This window comes from Streptomyces sp. SL06 (assembly GCF_058244745.1).
Genome location: NZ_JBSYOT010000002.1, coordinates 3490214 through 3510992, shown reverse-complemented (window position 1 = coordinate 3510992; position 20779 = coordinate 3490214). Strand labels below are relative to the sequence as shown.

23 protein-coding genes are annotated in these 20779 nt (G+C 74.5%); 12 read left to right on the top strand and 11 right to left on the bottom strand.

Annotated features, from left to right (window positions below; genetic code table 11):
- Positions 1 to 35: 35 nt before the first annotated feature.
- Positions 36 to 491: a tellurite resistance TerB family protein gene (locus tag AC4IHM_RS16030; RefSeq protein WP_490867714.1), complete on the bottom strand. Its 456-nt coding sequence runs from the start codon at positions 489 to 491 to the stop codon at positions 36 to 38.
- 53 nt (positions 492 to 544) lie between these two features.
- On the bottom strand, positions 545 to 1531 hold the full coding sequence (locus AC4IHM_RS16025) for a sporulation protein (protein ID WP_490867713.1): 987 nt from the start codon (positions 1529 to 1531) through the stop codon (positions 545 to 547).
- A 274-nt stretch (positions 1532 to 1805) separates the two neighbouring features.
- On the opposite strand from AC4IHM_RS16025, the gene AC4IHM_RS16020 reads away from it, so the two are divergent.
- Positions 1806 to 3164 carry a hemolysin family protein gene (locus tag AC4IHM_RS16020; RefSeq protein WP_490867712.1) on the top strand — a complete coding sequence of 453 codons (1359 nt, stop codon included), beginning with the start codon at positions 1806 to 1808 and terminating at the stop codon, positions 3162 to 3164.
- Entirely contained in the window at positions 3161 to 4180 is a 1020-nt protein-coding gene (locus tag AC4IHM_RS16015; RefSeq protein WP_490867711.1) for a hemolysin family protein, read from the top strand. The genes AC4IHM_RS16020 and AC4IHM_RS16015 overlap by 4 nt, the downstream gene beginning before the upstream one ends.
- Positions 4181 to 4234: 54 nt before the next feature.
- Here the strand turns inward: AC4IHM_RS16015 and AC4IHM_RS16010 are convergent, their stop codons facing one another.
- Genes AC4IHM_RS16010 through AC4IHM_RS16000 form a run of 3 tightly spaced genes read right to left on the bottom strand, consistent with a single transcriptional unit; the run spans position 4235 to position 7776 of the window.
- A complete protein-coding gene (locus AC4IHM_RS16010; RefSeq protein WP_490867710.1) occupies positions 4235 to 6769 on the bottom strand; it encodes an FtsX-like permease family protein in 2535 nt (844 codons plus the stop codon).
- A 3-nt stretch (positions 6770 to 6772) separates the two neighbouring features.
- The gene (locus AC4IHM_RS16005) at positions 6773 to 7534 is read right to left on the bottom strand and encodes an ABC transporter ATP-binding protein (RefSeq protein WP_490867709.1); all 762 of its coding nucleotides are present in this window, start codon (positions 7532 to 7534) and stop codon (positions 6773 to 6775) included.
- Positions 7531 to 7776, bottom strand: coding sequence for a TMEM199/VMA12 family protein (locus AC4IHM_RS16000; protein WP_490867708.1), 246 nt, complete (start codon positions 7774 to 7776; stop codon positions 7531 to 7533). Before AC4IHM_RS16000 ends, AC4IHM_RS16005 begins: the two co-directional genes overlap by 4 nt.
- A 197-nt stretch (positions 7777 to 7973) precedes the next feature.
- Between AC4IHM_RS16000 and AC4IHM_RS15995 the strand changes: the two genes are divergently transcribed.
- Together AC4IHM_RS15995 and AC4IHM_RS15990 are read left to right on the top strand one after the other, a co-directional pair.
- Positions 7974 to 9224, top strand: a complete 1251-nt coding sequence (locus AC4IHM_RS15995; protein WP_490867707.1) for a sensor histidine kinase — start codon at positions 7974 to 7976, stop codon at positions 9222 to 9224.
- Between the two features lie 147 nt (positions 9225 to 9371).
- Positions 9372 to 10022, top strand: coding sequence for an acylphosphatase (locus AC4IHM_RS15990; RefSeq protein WP_490867706.1), 651 nt, complete (start codon positions 9372 to 9374; stop codon positions 10020 to 10022).
- A 134-nt stretch (positions 10023 to 10156) separates the two neighbouring features.
- Here the strand turns inward: AC4IHM_RS15990 and AC4IHM_RS15985 are convergent, their stop codons facing one another.
- Entirely contained in the window at positions 10157 to 11890 is a 1734-nt protein-coding gene (locus AC4IHM_RS15985; protein ID WP_490867705.1) for a SpoIIE family protein phosphatase, read from the bottom strand.
- 222 nt (positions 11891 to 12112) lie between these two features.
- On the opposite strand from AC4IHM_RS15985, the gene AC4IHM_RS15980 reads away from it, so the two are divergent.
- The 7 genes from AC4IHM_RS15980 to AC4IHM_RS15950 all read left to right on the top strand — a co-directional run bounded on the left by AC4IHM_RS15980 (position 12113) and on the right by AC4IHM_RS15950 (position 15517).
- A complete protein-coding gene (locus AC4IHM_RS15980; RefSeq protein WP_490867704.1) occupies positions 12113 to 12490 on the top strand; it encodes a MerR family transcriptional regulator in 378 nt (125 codons plus the stop codon).
- Between the two features lie 238 nt (positions 12491 to 12728).
- Positions 12729 to 12932 (top strand): cold-shock protein, encoded by a 204-nt coding sequence (locus tag AC4IHM_RS15975; RefSeq protein WP_490867703.1) that lies wholly within the window; start codon positions 12729 to 12731, stop codon positions 12930 to 12932.
- 214 nt (positions 12933 to 13146) lie between these two features.
- Entirely contained in the window at positions 13147 to 13545 is a 399-nt protein-coding gene (locus AC4IHM_RS15970; protein WP_490867702.1) for an LPXTG cell wall anchor domain-containing protein, read from the top strand.
- Positions 13542 to 14168, top strand: coding sequence for a class F sortase (locus AC4IHM_RS15965; protein ID WP_490867701.1), 627 nt, complete (start codon positions 13542 to 13544; stop codon positions 14166 to 14168). The genes AC4IHM_RS15970 and AC4IHM_RS15965 overlap by 4 nt, the downstream gene beginning before the upstream one ends.
- Positions 14169 to 14209: 41 nt before the next feature.
- Positions 14210 to 14701 carry an RNA polymerase sigma factor gene (locus tag AC4IHM_RS15960; RefSeq protein ID WP_123625381.1) on the top strand — a complete coding sequence of 164 codons (492 nt, stop codon included), beginning with the start codon at positions 14210 to 14212 and terminating at the stop codon, positions 14699 to 14701.
- Positions 14685 to 15167, top strand: a complete 483-nt coding sequence (locus AC4IHM_RS15955; RefSeq protein ID WP_490867700.1) for a hypothetical protein — start codon at positions 14685 to 14687, stop codon at positions 15165 to 15167. The genes AC4IHM_RS15960 and AC4IHM_RS15955 overlap by 17 nt, the downstream gene beginning before the upstream one ends.
- Positions 15164 to 15517: a DUF952 domain-containing protein gene (locus AC4IHM_RS15950; protein ID WP_490867699.1), complete on the top strand. Its 354-nt coding sequence runs from the start codon at positions 15164 to 15166 to the stop codon at positions 15515 to 15517. The genes AC4IHM_RS15955 and AC4IHM_RS15950 overlap by 4 nt, the downstream gene beginning before the upstream one ends.
- Before the next feature lie 59 nt (positions 15518 to 15576).
- On the opposite strand, the gene AC4IHM_RS15945 is transcribed toward AC4IHM_RS15950, so the two are convergent.
- From AC4IHM_RS15945 to AC4IHM_RS15930, 4 genes are all read right to left on the bottom strand, one after another.
- Entirely contained in the window at positions 15577 to 15897 is a 321-nt protein-coding gene (locus AC4IHM_RS15945; RefSeq protein WP_490867698.1) for an SCO5918 family protein, read from the bottom strand.
- A gap of 59 nt (positions 15898 to 15956) precedes the next feature.
- Complete coding sequence (locus AC4IHM_RS15940) at positions 15957 to 17531, bottom strand: DEAD/DEAH box helicase (protein WP_490867697.1); 1575 nt, start codon at positions 17529 to 17531, stop codon at positions 15957 to 15959.
- A gap of 256 nt (positions 17532 to 17787) precedes the next feature.
- The gene (locus AC4IHM_RS15935; RefSeq protein WP_055418803.1) at positions 17788 to 17991 is read right to left on the bottom strand and encodes a cold-shock protein; all 204 of its coding nucleotides are present in this window, start codon (positions 17989 to 17991) and stop codon (positions 17788 to 17790) included.
- Between the two features lie 286 nt (positions 17992 to 18277).
- Positions 18278 to 19135 carry an oxidoreductase gene (locus tag AC4IHM_RS15930; RefSeq protein WP_490867696.1) on the bottom strand — a complete coding sequence of 286 codons (858 nt, stop codon included), beginning with the start codon at positions 19133 to 19135 and terminating at the stop codon, positions 18278 to 18280.
- A gap of 111 nt (positions 19136 to 19246) precedes the next feature.
- Here AC4IHM_RS15930 and AC4IHM_RS15925 point away from each other — a divergent pair, with 111 nt between their 5' ends.
- Positions 19247 to 19900, top strand: a complete 654-nt coding sequence (locus AC4IHM_RS15925) for a helix-turn-helix domain-containing protein (protein ID WP_490867695.1) — start codon at positions 19247 to 19249, stop codon at positions 19898 to 19900.
- Between the two features lie 142 nt (positions 19901 to 20042).
- Here the strand turns inward: AC4IHM_RS15925 and AC4IHM_RS15920 are convergent, their stop codons facing one another.
- A complete protein-coding gene (locus tag AC4IHM_RS15920) occupies positions 20043 to 20627 on the bottom strand; it encodes a TerD family protein (RefSeq protein ID WP_490867694.1) in 585 nt (194 codons plus the stop codon).
- Positions 20628 to 20779: the final 152 nt, after the last annotated feature.

Genomic DNA, 20779 nt, shown 5'->3' with positions numbered 1-20779 from the left:
GGCCCGCACGGAATCTACGGCAAAGTCCGCGAGCGTCAGAGGTCGAACTCGTGCGGCGGCAGGTCCAGGGCGAAGCACGCCTCGCGGACGACGCCCCGCTCGTCCTTGTCGAAGTCCCCGTCGGCGCCGCCGATCACGATGCCGATCTGGATCACGGCACGGGCCTCGGCGGGCTTCTTCTTCGCCTTGGCGATCTCCTGGAGGATGCTGACCTTGCCGAAGGCGAAGTCGGCGGTGAGCTTGTTGAGGTAGTCCTCGAAGCGCCGGCGCAGGTCGTCGGCGGGGAAGTTCTGCAGCACCTCGTTGGTCGCGATCAACTGCGCGACCCGCTGCCGCTCGGAGGGGTCGACGGTGCCGTCGGCGGCGGCGACCAGGGCGCACATCGCCATGCTCGCGTCGCGGAAGGCACCGCTCTTGAGGTCGTTCTTCTTCGCCACGAGCTGCGTCTGCATCTGCGACGCGGACTCCTTGAAACGGTCCCACAGGGCCATAAAAACTCCATACGGGTCGGAACGTTAGATTTCTACAGTCCTGTAGAAATTTATCAGGCCTCGGCGTCGTCCTCGCCATCGTCCTCGAAGAAGTCCCCCACCTCGTCGACGACTTCGGCCGCCACCAGCCCCCCGACGACCCCCACCGCGAGGCCGGCCGCGCCCGCCGCCACGGCGGTGCCGAGGCCGGGTCCCGACTGGTGCCCGGACTCGGCGGCGTACCCGGAGTCGTGGCCGTACACGGCGTGGGAGCCGTACGACGCCCGGTGCTCGACCAGCTCCTGGATCCAGCCGTCGACGAGGGCGTTCCAGTCCTGCGGCCCGGCCGCCGCCTCGTGCGGGACGGTGAAGCGGCTGAGGGCGTCGTGCCCGTCGCTGAAGGGGCCGCCGCGCTTGTCCGCCTCCAGCACCACTTCGAGGGCGCCGGGCACGGCCAGGAAGGTCAGCTCGATCTCGTTGAGCTGGTGGGCGTAGCGCGCGGGCGGGGCCAGCTCGATCTCCTGGTAGAAGGGGAGCTGCTGCCCGGTGCCGCCGATGCGGCCGTACTCCAGGTCGGCCGAGCGGAAGCCGAAGCCGAGCTGTCCGAGGGCCTCCAGAACGGCCTCCTGGGCGGGCAGCGGCGCCACGGTCAGCGGGTCCAGGTCGCCCTTGTCCCGGGCGCCGGCGACGGCCAGCTCGGTGCGCACGCCGAGCACGATGCCGAGCGGCTGCCCGTACAGCTCGGTGGCCGGCGTCTCCCAGGGCAGCGGCACCGTGAAGGGCACGCTGTGCCGCTCGCCCGCCGCCAGCCGGAAGGCCCCGCCGACGGTGTGCCGGTCGAAGGCGACGACGCCCTCGCCGTCCCCGTGCCCGGCGTGCTCGGTCTCGACGCGGGCCACCAGCTCCAGTGCGACGCGCTCGATGTCGTGGTCGGCGGTGCCGCCGGCCAGCCGGACCTGGCCCGACAGCACGCCCCCCGGGCGGACGGCGCCCGGGTCCAGGACCGTGTCCACCGTGGGCCCGCCCACGCCGAGGGAACCGAGCAGCCGCTTGAACACCATCGAGGCGTTGTCTCCTTCACGTTCACGTTCGGGCGGGAACAACCGGAAACGTCCGGCCGTTCTCTACGGGCGAGTAGAAGCATAGAGTCTCAGGACTCTCCCTGTCTTTGCTCGTCCTTTACCATATGAGGGAAGCCTCGGGCGGCCGGTCGGTACCGGCCCCCATCGACCCCGTTAAGGAGTCCCGTTCCGTAATGGAGCCTCCCAGTACCGGCCGTGCCTCGGACGGCCCGCCAGTCCCCTTGTACGTGCGTGAGGGAAGCGGGGTGGCACGGTGACCGAGGTCCTGCTGCTCCTGCTGGCCCTCCTTCTCACCTTGGCCTGCGCGCTCTTCGTCGCGGCCGAGTTCTCCCTCACCACCGTCGAGCGCGGTGACCTGGAGCGTGCCGCCGAGTCCGGCGAGCGCGGCGCCGACGGCGCTCTGCGGGCCGTGCGCGGCCTGACCCTCCAGCTCTCCGGCGCCCAGCTCGGCATCACCGTGACCTCGCTGGTCATCGGCATGCTCGCCGAGCCGTCGATCGCCGCGCTGCTGCGCGGCCCGCTGACGGCGACCGGCCTGGGCGGTGTCGCCTCCACGGCGGCGACCGTGCTCGGCGTGGTGATCTCCACCGTCGTCCTGATGGTCGTCGGCGAGCTGGTCCCCAAGAACTGGGCGATCTCCCGCCCGCTGGCCGTCGCGAAGGTGGTCGCGGGCCCGCAGCGCGGCTTCACCAGCGCGTTCGGCCCCTTCATCCGGCATCTGAACGGCACGGCGAACCGCTTCGTGCGCCGCTTCGGCCTGGAACCCGCCGAGGAGCTGGCGTCCGCCCGCAGCCCCGAGGAACTGGTCGCCCTGGCCCGGCACTCGGCCGCCGAGGGCGCGCTGGAGGCCGACTCGGCCGAGCTGTTCGTCCGCACCCTGCACCTGACCGAGCTGACCGCGCAGAACGTCATGACCCCGCGCGTGGACGTCAAGGCCCTGGAGGCCCACGCCACCGCCGCCGACGCCGCGAACCTCTCGCACGCCACCGGCCTGTCCCGCTTCCCGGTCTACCGGGACAGCCTGGACGAGGTCGTCGGCACCGTGCACATCCGCGACGTACTGGCCCTTGAGCCGGAGCGCCGGGTGGCCACCCCCGTCACCGAGCTGGCCACCGCGCCGCTCCTGGTGCCGGACAGCCTGCCCGCCGACCGCCTCCTGGAGCGCATGCGCCGGGCCCGCACCATGGCCGTCGTCATCGACGAGTACGGCGGTACGGCGGGCGTGGCGACCGTCGAGGACATCGTGGAGGAGGTCGTCGGCGAGGTCCGCGACGAGCACGACCCGGTCGAGACGCCCGACCTGCTGCCCGCCCCCGCCGGTGCCGACGGCCGCGCGGCCTGGGAGGCCGACGGCTCGCTGCGCCCGGACCACCTGGAGCGCATCGGCCTGACCGCGCCGGACGGGCCGTACGAGACCCTGGCCGGACTGGTCGCCACCCACCTCGCGCGGATCCCGGCCAAGGGCGACGTCATCGACCTGGACGGCTGGCGCCTCGTCGTGCTCGACGTCGACCACCACCGGGCCGACCGCCTGCGTGTCACGGCACCCGAGCCGCAGCGCCTCGCGGACGGAGCCGGCCGCTCCGACCGGGAGCCGGAGGTGGCCCGGTGACCGCCGTGCAGCTGCTCGTCGGCGCCCTGACGCTGCTGACCAACGCGTTCTTCGTGGGCGGCGAGTTCGCCCTGATCTCCGTACGCCGCAGCCAGATCGAGCCGCGTGCGAAGGCGGGCGACAAACGGGCCCGGATGACCCTGTGGGGCCTGGAGCACCTCTCGGCGATGATGGCCACGGCCCAGCTGGGCATCACCGTCTCCTCGCTGGTGCTCGGCGCGGTCGCGGAACCGGCCATCGCGCATCTGATGGAGCCGGTGTTCGAGGCGGTCCGCATGCCGCACGCGCTGGTCCACCCGGTCGCCTTCGCGATCGCCCTGACCCTCGCCACGTATCTGCACATGCTGATCGGCGAGATGATCCCGAAGAACATCGCGCTGGCCGCCCCGGCGACCACCGCGCTGCTCCTCGGACCGCCGCTGGTCGCCCTGACCCGCGCCCTGAAGCCGGTCGTCTTCGGCATCAACGCCTTCGCCAACGCCCTGCTCAAGCTGTTGCGGGTGGAGCCGAAGGACGAGGTCGGGGCCGTCTTCACCGACGACCAGCTGGCCCGCATGGTCGTCGACGCCAGCGAGGCAGGACTGCTCACCCCGGCCGACGGCGAGCGCCTGCGCGACGCGCTGGAGCTGGGCACCCGCCCGGTCGGCGAGATCCTGGTCCCGGTCCCGAAGATGCGCACGGTCCCGCACACGGTCACCCCGGCCGAACTGGAACGCCTGGCCGCCGAGGCGGGCTACTCCCGCTTCCCGGTCACCGGCCTCGGCGGCACCGTGCTCGGCTATCTGCACATCAAGGACACACTGGGCCTCACCGACCGCGACCGCCCCTTCCCCCGCGCGGCCCTCCACCGCGTCACCCGCGTCCGCATCGACACCCCCCTCGACGACACCCTCACCGCCCTGCGCACCGAGGACAGCCACCTCGCCGCGGTCACCGGCGAGACGGGCACGGTCCTGGGCTTCGTCACCATGGAGGACGTCCTGACGGAACTGGTGGGCCCGACACCGGTGGCCTGACTCCGGACGGGGCGAGGCACGTCGGGGCCGCGCCGGAAACCCGCTCTCCCCGCGTCACACCTCCCGCAGCGCGTCCGCCGGAGGTGTGCGCAGGGCGTGGCGGGTGGGGAGTTCGACGGTGAGGAAGGACGTGAGGGCGACCGTGGCGACCACCGCGGGCAGCAGCCAGGCCGGGCCCGCAGGCCAGGGGCGGCCGAGGAAGCCCTGGGCGAGGAGGGCGAGGGGGACCGCGGACAGGAGGAGGCCGCAGAGCAGCGCCGCAGCGGTGACGACGGCCGACTCGCGGCGCATCATCGCGCGGATCTGCCGCGGCGTCGTACCGACCAGGCGCAGGGCGGCGATCTCGGCCCGGCGCTGGGCGGTGGCGGCGACCAGCCGGTTGGCGATGCTCAGCAGCAGATGGCCGAGCAGGACCACGACGACCGCCAGGTTGATCCACACCTCGGGCGGCGCGTCCTTCCCGGTGGCGTCCGGGGACGTGTCCGACAGGGCCAGCCCCGCACGGCCGGCGGCCAGCGCGGCGAGGCCCCGGCCGGCCCCGGCCGTGCCGTCGGTGCGGACCAGGACGCTCTGGTCGAGGTCCGTCGTGGTGTGTCCGGCGGCCAGTTCGCGGGAGAGGACGACCGGACCGAAGCCCAGCCCCCGGCCGTACACGGCGACGACCCGGGCCGCCACCCGCGCCCCGTCGCCGAGCACCAGCCGCACCCGCTGCCCGAGCCCCGCCCCGCGGGTGCGGGCGGCCTCCTCGCTGACGGCGACCGTCGCACCCGTCAGCCGGTCCAGGCCGCCCTCCGTCACCCCGAGGTCGACGACGCCGCGGGCGTCCGGGCCGAGGATCATCGCCGGCGCCGACTCGGCCGTGGGATCGCCGAACTCCTCGTACTCCCACACCACCGTGGTCGTCCCCACCGGCGCCGCCGCCCGCACGCCGGGCACGTCCCGCACGGCGGCCGGGATGTCCGTAGGCAGCCCGCCCAGACCCGGCGCGCTCACCTCGTACTGGGCGAGCGTGCCGGCGCGGGTGTCGTCCGAGGCGGCGGCGAGCACCGTGGTCTGGGTGAGCGTGTACGTCAGGACGAACACGATCCCCATGGCCAGCGGGCCGACCACCCCCGACAGACGCAGCGCGTGGGCGCGCACGTTGGCCAGCGCCAGCCAGGTCGGCGCCGCGGCCCCGGGCCGCAGCCGCCGTACGGCCGTCTCCCCCGCGCGTCGCACCAGCGCCGGTCCCGCCATGGCCAGGCCGATCGCGGCGACGATGCCCGCGACGGAGGTGACCGAGGCCCCGACGACGGTCCGGGAGAACAGCGGCGCCGCCGACAGCACACCCGCGCCGAGGATCAGCAGCGCACCGGCGGCCGTCCGCCCCCGCGACGGCCTGCGCGGCTCGGCGCGCGACTCGGCGACCGCCTCGGTGGCCGGCCCGCGGGAGGTGCGCCAGGCCGCGCAGCGGGCCGCGAGCTGCACGGCCCCCGTCATCAGGACCAGCGTGGCGAGCGCGGGCAACGGGCTGAAGGTCAGGGGGAGTTCGTCCGGCAGCACCCCGTGTTCCACCAGCACCCCGCGGAACCGGTCCGCCAGCAGGAAGCCGGCCGCGACACCCGGCACCAGGGCCACCGCCGCCACGACCGTCGACTGCGCGGCGGCCAGCCGGCGGATCTGCCTCGGGGTCGCCCCGACCGCCCGCATCAGCGCAAGGTCGCGCCGCTGCCCGGCGATCGTCACGCCCAGCGCGCCGGCCACGACGAACCCGGTGATCAGCAGCACGATCCCGGCGAGCGAACCGGAGAGCACGACCAGCAGCGAGCGCGCCGAACCCACGCCGGGTGCCACGGCCCCGCCCCGGTCCGCGCCGGTGGTGACCTTCAGTCCCGTGCCCGCCACCCGGTCGCGGACCGCCGCGGCGACCCGCTCCTCGGCGCCGGCGGCCACCCGCAGCCCGATCAGGTCGACGGTCCCGGCCCGCGGTCCGTCCCCGCCGGCGTCCCGCCCGGCCAGTCCCGCCGCCGTCCGGTCGGCGAAGTAGAGGCCCGCGCCCGGCGCGTCGACCACCGCGGAGACCCGGTAGGACGCGGCGGGGCGGCCGTTCACGACGGCCTCGACCCGCTCGCCCACCCCGACACCAGCCGCCGCCGCCACGGCGACCTCGCCCCCGCCCGAGGGCGCCCGGCCCTCGACGCGCGGATCCGCCAGCAGCTTTGCCGAGGACCAGCCGTGGCCAGCTGTCCGCGGGTCCTCGGCGGCCGGTAGGACCCGTCCGCGCGCGTCGACCAGCGCGGCCGGGAAGCCGATGTCCCCGACCGCACCGGTGACACCGGGCAGGCCGGCCAGCCGGTCGGCCAGCGCGCCCGGGACCGCGGCGCGCTCGGGCAGCGCGATCGCCAGGTCCGCGGGCGCGCGGAACTCCTGGTCGGCCGCGACGACGACATCCGCGCCGCCGAGCCGTCCGGGCGGCAACCGGGAGCGCAGCCCGGACTCGGCCAGTACGCCGGTGGTGGTGATCAGCGCCGCGCCGCCCAGCACCGCGCATGCCACGGCGAGCAGTGCGGTGATCCGGTGCGCGGCCATCCGCAGGGCGAGGTGCAGCATGCTCTACCGCTCCCCCAACGCCACGAGACGCTCCGCGAGCCGCGGCGCGGTGGGCCGGTCGAGGGTCTCGACCACCCGGCCGTCGGCCATCACCAGCACCCGGTGCGCGCGGGCCGCGGCGGCCGGGTCGTGGGTGACCATCACCACCGTCTGGCCCAGGTCGTCGACGAGCCCGCGCAACAGGTCCAGGACCTGGTGCGCGCTGCGCAGGTCCAGCGCGCCGGTCGGCTCGTCGGCGAACACCACGGCGGGCCCGGCCGCCAGCGCCCGTACGACGGCCGCCCGCTGCTGCTGGCCGCCGGACAGTTCGGCCGGGCGGTGCGTAAGCCGGTCGGTCAGCCCGACGCGTTCGGTCAGGGTGCGCAGCCACTCCCGGTCCGGGCGCCGGCCGGCCAGGCGCAGCGGCAGCGTGATGTTGTCCTCGACGCTGAGCGAGGGGATCAGGTTGTACGCCTGGAACACGAACCCGACGCGCTCGCGGCGCAGTTCGGTGCGGCGGGTCTCGTTCAGCCCGGAGATCTCCAGCCCGTCGATGCGGACACTGCCCGACGTGGGGGAGTCGAGACCGGCCGCGCAGTGCATCAGCGTGCTCTTGCCCGACCCCGAGGGCCCCATCACGGCGAGGAACGTGCCCTTGTCCACGGTGAGCGACACGTCGTCGAGGGCGCGCACGTTCCCCGGGTACGTCCTGGTGACGCCGGCCAGCGCGATGGCGGGCGCCCTGCGGGCGGTGGCCGCCGCGACCGCGGTGCTCGTCCAGCTCATCGACGGCCCCGCAGACCGCGCACGAGGAGGACGGTCGCGGCGAGCAGGGTGACCACGCCGCAGGCCAGATGCGTCCAGGTGCCGGCGGCGGCGTAGGAGGCGACCATGTTGGCGACGGCGCTGATCACGACGACGGTCCACAGCAGCGTGCGGACGACCTCCCCGCGGGAGACGGTGTCCGGGCCGTCGCCGGGGGCGGGGAGCCGGGTGGTGGTCAGGCGGTAGGGGTCCTGGTGCGTCATGGCGGTGTCCTCCGTGGGCTGCGCTCTCGGGCCGTCAACGACGCTACGGAGCGGCACCCCCGCGGCCGATCCCGTCAGCCGCCCGGTCCGGGGTACAGCAGGCTGTACTCTCCGGCTCCGCACCCGTCGCCGCACCGGCCCGCGGCATAGGGTCGGGCACGCCGGAGTGCGGCGGTGGACGCGGAGGGAGGCAGCCGATGACGGCCCCGGGCACGCCCGTGCGGGAGACCGCCGTACGGACCCTGCGAGCGGCCGGCGCGGCGACCGGGCAGCTCGTCGGCGGGCTCGGTACGGCCGTCCTGGCGCTGCTGCTGCTGGTGCCGCTGGCCGTGGCCGCGGTGACCGCGCCGGTGGGCGTGGGGCTCCTGCTCGCGCCCGTCGTGCTGCGGCTCCTGCACGCCCTGGCCCGCCGGGAACGCGACCGCCTCTCCCACCGGGGCGTCGGGATCGTCCCCCCGGACCCGCCGCCCGCCCGGCTGCGTCCCGCCCTCGCCGACCCCGCCACCCGGCGCGAGCTGCGCTGGCTGCTCCGGCACGCGACCCTGGGGTTCCTGCTGGGCCTGCTCGGTCTCCTGCTTCCGCTCTTCGCCGTCCGGGACCTCACCTTCCCCCTGTGGTGGCGGCTCGGGCCCGAGGCGCTGACGACCACGTCCGTGGGGATCGGCACCGCGCGGACCTGGCTGGACGCGGTCGCGGCGGCCCTGCTGGGCGTGGGCTGGGTCGCGATCGTCCTGGGCCTGGGGCCGGGCATGGCGCGGCTCCAGGCCGCGGCGGCGCGCAGGTGGCTGGCCGCGGGCCCGGACACGGACCTGTCGCTGCGGGTGGCGGAGCTGACCGCGACGCGGGCGGCGGCGCTGGACGCGCACGCGACCGAGCTGCGCCGCATCGAGCGGTCGTTGCACGACGGCGCGCAGAACCGGCTGGTGTCGGTGACGGTGCTGCTGGGCGCGGCCCGGCGGATGGCGGCGCGTGATCCGGTCGGCGCGGACGAGTTGCTGGAGCGGGCGCAGTCGGCCGCGGAGCAGGCGCTGGCGGAGCTGCGTTCGGTGGCGCGGGGGATTCTGCCGCCGGTGCTGGCCGACCGCGGGCTCGCGGGGGCGCTGTCGGGCCTGGCGGCGGACTGCGGGGTGCCGTGCCGGATCGAGGCGGACGTGCCGGAGCGGTGTGCGGCATCGGTCGAGGCGACGGCGTACTTCGTGGTGGCCGAGGCGTTGACGAACGTCGCGAAGCACAGTGCCGCCGAGCGGGCCTCGGTCACCGTACGGGGCCGCGGGGGCCGGCTGCGCCTGGTGATCGAGGACGACGGCCGGGGCGGCGCCGACGAGTCCGGCGGTTCGGGCCTGACCGGCATCCGCCGCCGTGTCGCCGCCCTCGACGGCACCCTCCGGCTGACCAGCCCGCCGGGCGGTCCGACCACCTTGGAGGTGCAGCTTCCGTGCAGGGGGTGAGTCCGGGAGGCAGGGGGTCGCTTCGAGGGCCGGAGTACCTTGGAGGGACCGGGAGCCCGCCGTGCACCGGCACCCGACACCGGTGCCGCTCCCGGCGATCGACGACACCGGGCCCGCATCGCCCGAGCCCGGGGCAGGACTCGCCTCATGAGCGTGAACGTGCCGGTGCGGCCCACCACCACAGAACGTCACAGGCGGCAGCCCGGACCGCCGGGTCCGGAGCGGGGCGCCTCCCCACTGGCCGGAGAACGCGTCCGGCCGCTCACCCGGCGCCAGATCGAGGACCGGTTCGCCGACCTGGGCGACCTGTACGCGCAGACCTCCGGCGGCGGCCCCTGGGCGTGGAACGTGGCCCGCGAGACCTTCCTGCGGACGCTGGCGGCCGACGTACGGCGGCCCGGGTTCTCGCTGCTGATAGCGGAGGGCACCGCCCTGACCGGCTGCGCCTACGGCTACCCCGTACCCGGCGGCGCCGCGCGGGGCGGGCGGGGGCTGGAGGCGTACCTGCCGGCGAGCGTGCTGCCCGTCGCCGCGTCCGGACGGCTCTTCCTGGTCTCCGGGATCATCGTCCCGGCCCATGTGCGCAAACAGCACCGGGACCGCGCCTGGAACCTCGCCCGGCGCCTGCAGAAACGCCTGCTCGCCGAGCGCGACGCCACCCTCGGCGTCACCCTGGTCGACCGGTCCGACGACGCCACCGTCCAGGCCCTGCGCACCTGGGGCTGGCACTACGCCGAGGGCGACACCCTCCAGTCGTCCCTGCTCGGCCCCTGCGCCGTACTCACCCTCATCCCCTGAACGACGCCGCACGGAAGCCCCTGGCACCGGCGTTCCCGCCCCGGTTTTTTCCGTGCGTGGCACCGCATCGGCGTCCCCCGGCCCGGCGTCACGGCCCCCGAGCCCCCCCGGCGTACACCGTCCGCGCCCCCCTCTCACCCCGCGTCGCCCCCCGGCATCCGCAACGCGAGCAGCGCGATGTCGTCGGTGCTGCCCGGGGGCATCCGGGTCAGTACCTCGTCGCAGAGCGTGTCCAGTGGTTCGCGGGTGAGCGCGAGGGCGTTGCGGCGCAGGCGGCCGAGGCCGGTGTCCAGGTCGCCGCCGGGGACCTCGACCAGGCCGTCCGTGTAGAGCAGGAGCGTGGCTCCCGGCGGCAACGGCACCGTGGCGTTCGGCCGGTGGCCGTCGGCACCCAGGCGGGCGCCGAGCAGAAGGCCCTGCCCCTCCTCCAGGTACCGCGCCTCGCCGTCCGCGGTCAGCAGCAGCGGCGGCGGGTGTCCGGCGCTGGTCCAGCGCAGGGTCCACGGGCCGGTCGGCGGGCCCTCGACCCTGGCGAGGACGAGCGTGGCCATCGAGACGGTCGTGATGGCCGGCATGGCGTCGTCGAGCCGGTCGACGACGGCGCCCGGCGGCTCCGTGCGGTCCCAGGCCAGTGAGCGCAGGACACCGTGCAGCTGGGCCATGCCCGCGGCGGCGGTCAGGTCGTGGCCGACCACGTCGCCGATGACCAGCGCGAGCGCGCCGTCCTTCAGCTCGAAGGCGTCGTACCAGTCACCGCCGACCTGCGAGCCGGCCGGGGCGGGCTGGTAGCGGGCGGCCAGCCGCATGCTGCCCGGCTGGGGCAGCGGCGCGAGCAGGTTGCGCTGCATGGCCTCGGCGACGGCACGCTGGCGGCCGAACCGGCGGGCGTTGTCGATGAGCAGCCCGACCCGGCGGCCGACGTTGCCCACCACCTCCAGGTCCCTGGCGTCGAAGGGATGCGCGGGGTCGGTGCGCACCAGGGTCAGGGCACCGGTGACCTGCCGTCGCGGGCCCAGCGGCACCGTGAGGGCGGAGGTCGCGCCCACGGTCCGCAGAAAGCTGTTGTGCACGGCGGCCAGCGAGGAGTCGGGCGCCTCGACCGTCTCCTCCTGCCCCTGGAGCACGGGCTCGCCCCCGCTCAGCACCCGCGCGGGCGGCGAAAGCACCGAGTCCCCGTTGGTCGGCAGGGGGCCGCGCCAGCCCTCCCGTACCGGGTCCCGGCCCGCGGGTCCGGTCACCGCCACCCGGTTGACCCGCCCGGGGCCGGCCAGGAGATCCACCGCCGCCCAGTCCGCCAGCCGGGGGACCAGCAGACGGCCGAGCCGGGCCAGCGCCTCGTCGGTCTCCAGGGTCTGCCCCAGCACGTCCGTGATCTCCGCGACGAGCGTCAGCCGCTCGTTCAGGCTCTCCAGGGCGCTCGTGTAGGCGGTCCGCTCCCGCCGGGTCCCGTGGCCCGCGACGGTGTCGGTGAACAGCACGGCGGCGCCCCGGGGGACCCCGTCGTCCGCCAGCGGGGAGGAGGACCACGCCACCGGGGTCAGACCGCCGTCGCCCCGCAGATAGCAGTCGCCGTCGCCGCGCGCCGCGATCCCCCGGCCCAGCGTCTGGAGCAGCGGACACCCGTCCCGCGGGATCCTGTCGCCGTCCGCGGTCCGGTGGAGCAGGTCGTGCATGTCCGCACCGCGCATCGCCGCCGCCGTGCGGTCGAGCAGCCGCTCGGCGGCCCGGTTCACCGCGACGATCCGGCCGGTCGTGTCGATCACGGCCAGGGCGGTGCCCAGCTGCTCGGCGACACGCCGCCAGAAGTCCCGTTCTCCGGCCCACCGCGACCCCGCGCCCTCCGTACCGGGCACCACACCGTTCGCCACGTCACCGCTCCCCTTCAAGGCTTCAGTGGTCAGATCGTCCCGGACCCCGGCCCCGACCGGGACCGCCGACACACGACGGCTGCCCCCGCACGGCCACCGGAACCCCGCGGATATGTGTTCGCCGCGACAGGTATCCGACGGGCGCGACTAGAGTTCGGGTTGCGGGGGAACCGGATTCCCCGCGGCGGGCCGTGTCCCCCGGCGGTCCGCGGGAAGGTATGCATGCCCCCGGAGAGCAGGCCGAACGCCGAAGGTCGGCCGCAGGCCGCCGACCGGCTCGACGACGACCAGTACCCGGCGTACACGATGGGCAGGGCGGCCGAGCTGATCGGCGCCACGCCCGGTTTCCTCCGTGCGCTCGGCGAGGCGGAGCTGATCAGACCGACGCGTTCGGAAGGCGGACACCGCCGCTACTCGCGCCAGCAGTTGCGCCTCGCCGCCCGCGCCCGCGAGCTGGTGGACCAGGGAACGCCCATCGAGGCCGCCTGCCGCATCGTCCGCCTGGAGGACGACCTGGAGGCGGCGCTGCGCATGAACGAGGCGCTGCGCGGCGAGACCGCGCGGCCCACCGGCGTGAACGGAGCGCGGCACGGCGAGTGAAAATCTGACCTCGGTGAAACAGATATTCGCCGAACGCCGGAAAAACTATCCTGCGGTAAATCCACGGTGTTTTCCGGGCGATTCCTTTCCCGTGTCGCGGATTCATTTCGTGCTAGGCTGGACATCAGTTGCAGTTGTGGTTGCCATTTGTGTTACCGGGTTTCCGGGCAGGTGATCATCGCAGCGATGTGAAGGCCCGCACAGTGCGGGCCTCCAGCACTGCCTAGGAGTAAAAGACATGGCTTCCGGTACCGTGAAGTGGTTCAACGCCGAAAAGGGCTTCGGTTTCATCGCGCAGGACGGCGGCGGCGCCAACGTCTTCGCCCACTACTCGAACATCGCCACCCAGGGCTTCCGCGAGCTCCAGGAAGGCCAGCGGGTGAACTTCGACGTCACGCAGGGCCAGAAGGGCCCGCAGGCGGAGAACATCGTTCCCGCGTAACGCGCGCGAACCACGCATGAGGGCCCGCACCGCGAGGTGCGGGCCCTCATGCGTGTGCCCGGACGCCGTGCCCGAGGCTCCGAGGCCCCGCCCCCGGCCCGCCCCGTCCTGACTTTGCCCGCTCTTTACAACCCGCCCCGCCGCCGCCTCGTCTCTCCGTCCGATCCCCCACCGCACGCGACACACGCGTCGACCGACGAGAGAGAGCGACCCGATGCGCCGAACCATCCTCAGCGCCGTGGCCCTGGCGTGCACCGCCGTACTGGCGGGCACCGCGACGGCGTTCGCCGACGACCCCACCCCGGTCCCCTCCGCCCCCGCGACCGCCCAGGCCCCCGCCACCGGACCGAGCGCCGTGCCCTCGGCCCCCGCCGCCGAACCGGCCCCGGCGGAGGAACCGTCCCAGACTCCGGCCCCGGCCGGCCGGACTCCGGCCCCGGCCGACGGTCAGGTCTCCGCCGTGCCCGAGGGCGCGCCCGACACCGGAGTGGCCGCACCCGAGTCCTCCGGGACCGACGAGGGGCTCATCGGCGCGGGCGCCGGTGCCGTGCTCCTCGCGGGCGGCGCGGCCCTCTTCGTCGTACGCCGCCGGCGGTCGGCGACCGGGGCATGACGAGTCCGTTCTCCAGGCGCGCCCTCGCCGTCGCCGCGTTGGCCGCACTGCTGGCCGGCTGCGGCGGAGCGGGGGACGACGAGGCCGCGCCCGCGCGCCCCGCAGGCTCGGCGGCACCGTCTTCGCACGCCGCGGGGAAGCCGGTGCGGCCGCTGGAGCGTTCGGTCCCGGTCGCCCTCGGCATCCCGGCCATCGGGGTCGACACCCCCGTGATGCGGCTGGGGCTGGCCCCGGACGGCACGGTGGAGGTCCCGCCCGTCACGGACGACGACCGGGCCGGCTGGTACCGGCACTCGCCGGCCCCGGGCCAGGTGGGTCCGTCGGTGATCCTCGGCCATGTCACGGTCGGCAGCCACGGGGACGGGGTCTTCCGGCATCTCGCGCGGCTGCACCGGGCCGACCGGATCGAGGCGCGCCTGGCGAACGGCAGCGTGGCCGGGTTCGCCGTCACCTCCGTACGGACGGTCGCGAAGGCCGACTTCCCCACGGACAACGTCTACGGGAACGTGGCCGGTCCGGAGCTGCGGCTCATCACCTGCGGCGGCCCGCGGGTCGGCGAGGAGTACCGGGACAACGTGATCGTCTTCGCCGAGCTGGACTCGACGCGTCCCGCGACCTCCTGACCGACCGTGCGTGCCGTATGTCCCCACGACCATGGAGAGCGTTGAAACGGTCCCGTGACAGGGCGGCGTCCGAGCTGTTCGCCGCCCTGTATCCGCGCCTCGCCGGCTGGTGCCGCCGGCTCGTCGACGACGACGAGACCGCCCACGAGATCGCCTCGGAGGCCTTCACCCGGCTCTGGGCCCGCTGGACGTCCGTGGAGGAGCCCCGGGGCTTCCTCTACGTCACCGCCGCCAACCTCGTCCGGGACCACTGGCGCAAGCTGGAGCGCGAACGCCGGGCGGTGCGCCGGGTCACCGCCGAGGCCGCCGTACGCCCGCATCCCGAGCAGGCCGACCCCTCGGTGCGGCTGCTCGTGCAGTCCCTGCCGGAGCGACTGCGCGTGCCGATCCTTCTCCACTACTACGCTGACATGCCGATCCGGGAGGTGTCCGTGCTGACCGGGCGCAAGGAAGGAACCGTCAAGGCCGACCTCCACGCGGCCCGCGAACTGCTCCGCGTCCATCTGAGGAGAAGCCTTGACCACACGCCTTGAGGACGAGCCGGGGTTCGAACGGGACGACGACGATCCGCTGCTGGTCGTACTGCGTCCGGGCACCGACTTCCTCGGCCCGCCCCCCGGCCGCTACGAGGCGGTCCGCCGGGCGGCGTCCCGCCGGCGTCTGCTGCGTGCCGCGGCCGGCGCCGCCGCGACGGCCGCGGCGGCGGCGCTGATCGCGCTGCCGCTGCACTGGGCGGCTCCCGCGCCGCCCGCGCGTCCGACGGCTCCGCTGGCCCCGGCCCCCGCCGACCCCACACCGGCGACGACACCGGATCCGGCCCCGAGCGGCGACCCCTCACAGGCGCCCAGCCCGACGACGAAACCGCCCAGGCCGACCGCCTCCGCACCGGCGAGGGGGCCGAGTTCCGCGCCCACCGCGGACCAGGCGCCGTCGAGCGCGCCCGGCGCGGTGCCCACGCCGACGGAGTACGACGGCGTGGCTGCCACAACGGGACGATGATCTATCACGTGGTGCCGCTCGCCGAGTGGAGCACCGACCCCGGCCGGCCGTACGCCCCCGCGTCCCTCGCCGAGGAGGGCTTCGTGCACTGCTCGCCCGACGAGGCGACCACGCTCGCCGTCGTCGACGCGTTCTGCCGCACCGCGCCCCGGCCGCTGGTGGCGCTGGTCATCGACGAGGAGCGGCTCACCGCGAGGTGCGCGTGGGAGGCGGCCGTGCCCGCTCCGCCGCCCGGGGTCGCCGAGGGAACCCTGTTCCCGCACGTGTTCGGCCCCCTCGACCGGGAGGCCGTCCAGCGCGTGCTGGAGGTCCGCTGGGACGGAGAGGGCCGGGCGGCGGGACTGTCCTGACCGGGGCGGGAGAGCGGAGAGGGCGGGGACCCGGCGTGCGCCGTGGTCCCCGCCCTTCCTCACATGCTCTGGGCCGTGGTGCCGCCGAGCAGCGCGGACGCGGTCTCGACGGGGGTGGCGGCGGGCGCCGGCTCGGGCGCGGCCGCGGGGTCGGGGTGACAGGTGAAACCGAGGCGTGCCATGGCCCGGGTCACCTCGCCGCTGGAGAAGTCGCGGCGGTCCTGCCGGGTGACGACCTCGCCCACCTGCTTGACGGGGTAGCGGCGGCGGCCGATGGTCACCGACTCACCCGTGACGGGCTCGGGCGTGACGCCCTTCATCGAGTCCAGCACCCCGCCCTTGGTGAGGTCGAACGGGTACCGGGCGATGACACAGCGCATGATGCCTCCACAAGGGGGAGATGGGGCGGGTGGGTTGGCCGTTCGCCGGCTTGGCGGGGCTAGGCCGCCGAGCCACCGGCGGACTGGCGGCGCGGCCTGCGGCGCGGGGCTTCTCCGGCGGGCCGGCCCTGGGTGCCGCGACCCTGGCCGGTGCGGGTCTGTGCGGTGCGGCCCTGGGCGGCGGCACCCTGGCCGGCCCGCCCCTGCGAGCCGCGGCTCCGGCGTCCGCGGGACGAGGAACCCCCGCCGGACGAGGCGCGCCGCGGGCGCTCCACGACCGGTGCGGTGATGACGACGGGGACGCCGGAGGGGGCCTGCGCACCGGTGATGCGGGACAGTTCCGCCTCGCCCGAGCGGACCGGGGTGACCTGCGGGGTGATACCGGCCGAGGCCATCAGCCGGGTCATGTCGCGCCGCTGGCCCGGCGTCACCAGGGTGACGACGCTGCCGGACTCGCCGGCGCGGGCCGTACGGCCGCCCCGGTGCAGGTAGTCCTTGTGGTCGCTGGGCGGGTCCACGTTGACGACCAGGTCGAGGTTGTCGACGTGGATGCCGCGGGCGGCGACGTTGGTCGCCACCAGCGCCGTCACATGCCCGTCCTTGAACTGGGCGAGGGTCCGCGTGCGCTGCGGCTGGGACTTGCCGCCGTGCAGCCCGGCGGCGCGGACGCCGCTGTTCAGCAGGTGCTTCACCAGCCGGTCCACGGCGTGCTTGGTGTCCAGGAACATGATCACGCGGCCGTCGCGGGCCGCGATCTCGGTGGTCGTGCGGTGCTTGTCCGTGTCGAGCACGTGCAGCACGTGGTGCTCCATCGTGGTGACGGCGCCGGCCGACGGGTCGACGGAGTGGACCACCGGGTCCGTCAGGTAGCGGCGGACCAGCCGGTCGACGTTGCGGTCCAGGGTGGCCGAGAACAGCATCCGCTGCCCGTCCGGACGCACCTGGTCGAGCAGCGCGGTGACCTGCGGCATGAAGCCCATGTCGGTCATCTGGTCGGCCTCGTCGAGCACGGTGATGGCGACGTTGCCGAGGTGGCAGTCGCCCCGGTCGATGAGGTCCTTGAGCCGTCCGGGCGTGGCGACGACGAGTTCGGCACCGGTGCGCAGCGCGCCGGCCTGTCGGCCGATCGACATGCCGCCGACCACGGTGGCCGACCGCAGGCCCACGGAGCGGGCGTACGGGGTGAGCGCGTCGGTGACCTGCTGGGCCAGCTCGCGGGTGGGTACGAGGACCAGGGCGAGCGGGCGTCGCGGCTCGGCGCGCTGCCCGGCCGTACGGGCCAGCAGGGCGAGGCCGAAGGCGAGCGTCTTGCCCGAGCCGGTGCGGCCGCGGCCGAGTACGTCACGGCCGGCCAGGGAGTTCGGCAGGGTCGCCGCCTGGATCGGGAACGGCACGGTCACGCCCTCGTTGCCGAGCGCGGCCAGCAGCCGGGCCGGCATGTCGAGTTCGGCGAACGACTCGACGGCGGGCAGCGCCGGGGTGACCGTCTTCGGCAGCGCGAACTCGCCCTGGGGGGCGGCCGGGCGGCGGCCGGAGGTCTGGGAGCGGCCGGCCGACTGCGGGCGGCCGGTGGTCTGGGAGCGGCGGGGGCCGCCGCCGGAGCGGCGACGGTCGTTGGTGCGTACGCGGTTCATGGGGAACCCTCCTTGATACGGCACGTATCAAGGGAGACCCGCAGCGGAAGAACGGCGCAGGGAATCGCAAGAACGAGCCGACCCCGGTCGGTTCCGGCGCGGTGCGCCGAGTGGACCGGGAGAATTGACGAAGCCGGGAAAACTGAATGCGCGGGGGGAAATCCGGAACCCCGCAGGGCGCTGTGCGCCCGGAAACGCGGCGAGCTGGGTCCCGCACCCCAAGGTGCGGGCCCCAGCTGCGAAGTACGCGTGAGCGTCAGGCGGGAACGATGTTCTCGGCCGTCGGGCCCTTCTGGCCCTGGGCGATGTCGAACGTCACCTTCTGGCCCTCGAGCAGCTCACGGAAGCCCTGGGCGTTGATGTTCGAGTAGTGGGCGAAGACGTCGGGGCCGCCGCCGTCCTGCTCGATGAAGCCGAAGCCCTTTTCGGCGTTGAACCACTTCACGGTGCCGGAAGCCATAATTTTCTCCTTCGGTACGGTGCTCGGAGTTCACCCTGTGTGCACTCCGGTCGCCGTGATGATCACCCCGTCGGAAAAAACCTTCAGGCAACCACAACTGCAACTTCCCTCGACAGTAGCACGCCGTGATCGCCCAGGTGCTTCCAATAATCTTGCTCCGACCCCTCCCACCGGGGAATATTCCCTGGACGGCGACTGATTTCTGCCGCCGTCGCCGCAGATATCGCCCTCTCGGGGGCGCGGCGGCCCGGGTGGGAGACAAAGGACACGTCCGCCGCCCTCCGGGTCAGGCGAGGTCGGCGAGGTCCTCCTCGGTCAGGACGATCGATCCGGCGGCGGTGTTCTCCTCCAGATGGCGCAGCGAGCCGGTGCCGGGGATGGCCAGGGTGACGGGGGACGTGGCGAGCAGCCAGGCCAGGGCGATCTGCGGGACGGTCGCCCCGTGCCGGTCCGCGACCTTGGCGATACGGTCCTCGCTGAGGTCGCTCATACCGCCGCCCAGCGGGAAGTACGGCACATAGGCGAGGCCGGCCTCCTCGCACGCGGCCAGCACCTCCGCGTCTTCGCGCCGGCCGGTGTGGAACTGGTTCTGGACGGCCGCGACCGGCGCGATCGAACGGGCCTCGGCGAGGTGGCCGGCGCCGGCGTGGCTGAGGCCCAGATGGCGGATCAGGCCCTCCTCGCGCATCGCGGCCAGCGCCTCGAAGCGGGCGCCGACGGACTCGCCGTGCGGCGGGCCGCCCATGCCCCCGATGCGCAGATAGACCAGGTCGAGGCGGTCGACGCCGAGGGAGGCGAGGTTCTCCTCGACCAGTGGCCGCAGCGCGGCCGGATCGGTGGACGCCTCCGCGCCGCCGTCCGGGGTGCGCACGGGGCCGACCTTGGTCGCGACGACCAGACCGGCCGGATAGGGGTGCAGGGCCTCGCGGATGAGGTCGTTGGCGCGGACGGTGCCGTCGCCGCTGGTGTAGAAGGCGGCGGTGTCGATGTGGTCGACGCCGAGTTCCACGGCGCGGCGCAGCACCGCGCGGCCGGCCTCCGGGTCGCGGGCCGGGCCGAAGAAGCTGTTGGTGGCAAGGCGCATGGCTCCGAAGCCGAGCCTGCCGATCGGAAGGTCGCCGCCGAGGCGGAAGTCGTTGCTCATGACCCCAGCCTGCGCGGCCGGGCGGCGGGCCGCGAACCCCTGGCAGCTTGCTGCCAACCGGCCGCCGAAGTGCCGGGGGCCACCGCGGCGGCACGCGGCACAATGGATGTCATGGCAGAGACCGTGACGATCCACGGAGACCTGGAGTTCCTGGCCCGCGCCGGGCACCTCTTCTCCTCGGTCCGCGAGGAGTTCGTCTGCGCCGCCCGTGACCGGAACACCTGGCCCCGCCCGGCCGCCCGGCGGGTGGCCCGGGACCGGGTCCGGGCAACCGGCGCGCAGCGGGTCCGCAAACTGTTCAGCCCGGCCGCGCTGTCCGACGAGGCCGGGCGCGAGAACCTGCGCGAACTGGCCGGGCACGGTGCCCGGGTACGGATCGCCGCGGGCGCCCTCCCGCACGAGACGATCGTCATCGACCACCACTGGGCGATCATCGCCGGAGCGGACTCGCCCGGTGGACGCGAGTACACGGTGACCAACGCGCCCACCCTGGTCGGCGGCGTGTACGGGCTGTTCGAGGCCGCCTGGGAGACCGCCACCGACCCCGCGTCCTTCCTCCGCGGCGAGCAGCCCCACCTCGACGCCGGAAGCCGGAGAGTCCTGCGCGCACTGGGCTCGGGCGCCACCGACGAGGCCGCCGCGCGCGAGCTGGGCATGTCGCTGCGCACCTACCGGCGCCGCGTCGCGGAACTGCTCGGGGCCCTCGACGCCGGGTCGCGGTTCCAGGCGGGGGTGCGCGCGGGGGAACTCGGCCTGAGCGGCTGAGGGGTGAGCCGCCCCTTCGGGCGGCCCGGTCGACGTGGATGTGGTGGCCGCTCCCGGCGGCGGTGCCGAGCCCGCCGCGACCGGCCGGCGCACGCCACGCCTGTCGGCCCCGGGACCGCATCCGCTCCGGGGCGGGCGCCGGCTACTTGCTGACGGCGAAGCGCATCAGGGCGTGCTCGTCGCCCTGCTTGATCTTGCCCGTCTCGTTGATCACCTCCAGCTTCCACACACCGCCCACCCGCACGGCCTTGGCCACGGCGCAGCCGTTGTCCTGGCTGAGCAGGCTGGGCCAGATGTCGGCGACCTGCTGGGTGCTGCCCCCGGTCGCGTCGTAGACCTTGAAGCTGATGTTGCGGGCCTTCTGGAAGGAGCTGCCCTTCTTGTACGCGGCGGCGACGAACACGATCGACGTGATCGCGGACGGGAGTCTGGCGAACTCGACGGTCACCGTCTCGTCGTCCCCGTCGCCGTGTCCGGTCTGGTTGTCGCCGCTGTGCAGCAGCGAGCCGTTGCCCATGGGGTCGAGCGAGTCGAGGCCGGCGATGCGCACCGGGTCCCCGCCCTGGAGGGCGACGGCGATCAGGTCGAGGTCGGTGCCGCTCTTGCGGCGCAGCTTGCCCAGGACGCCGCCGGCGCTGCCTGCGGTGGGGTCCCAGGAGACGCCGATGGACAGGTGGGTCACTCCGTCCAGGTCCGCCGGGCCGTCTTCCTTGGTGAGCGTGATCATGCGTGAGCCATCCTTCGTCAGCGGGACTACAACGCAGAGTTTGCCTGGCGCGCCGAAGATCCGAAATGGCGGGTCTGCGCCGGGACGTGCGACCTGTCCCGGCGCGCGGGTGCCGGGACAGGTCCGCCATGCCCTGCCGCCGTCCGCGGCGA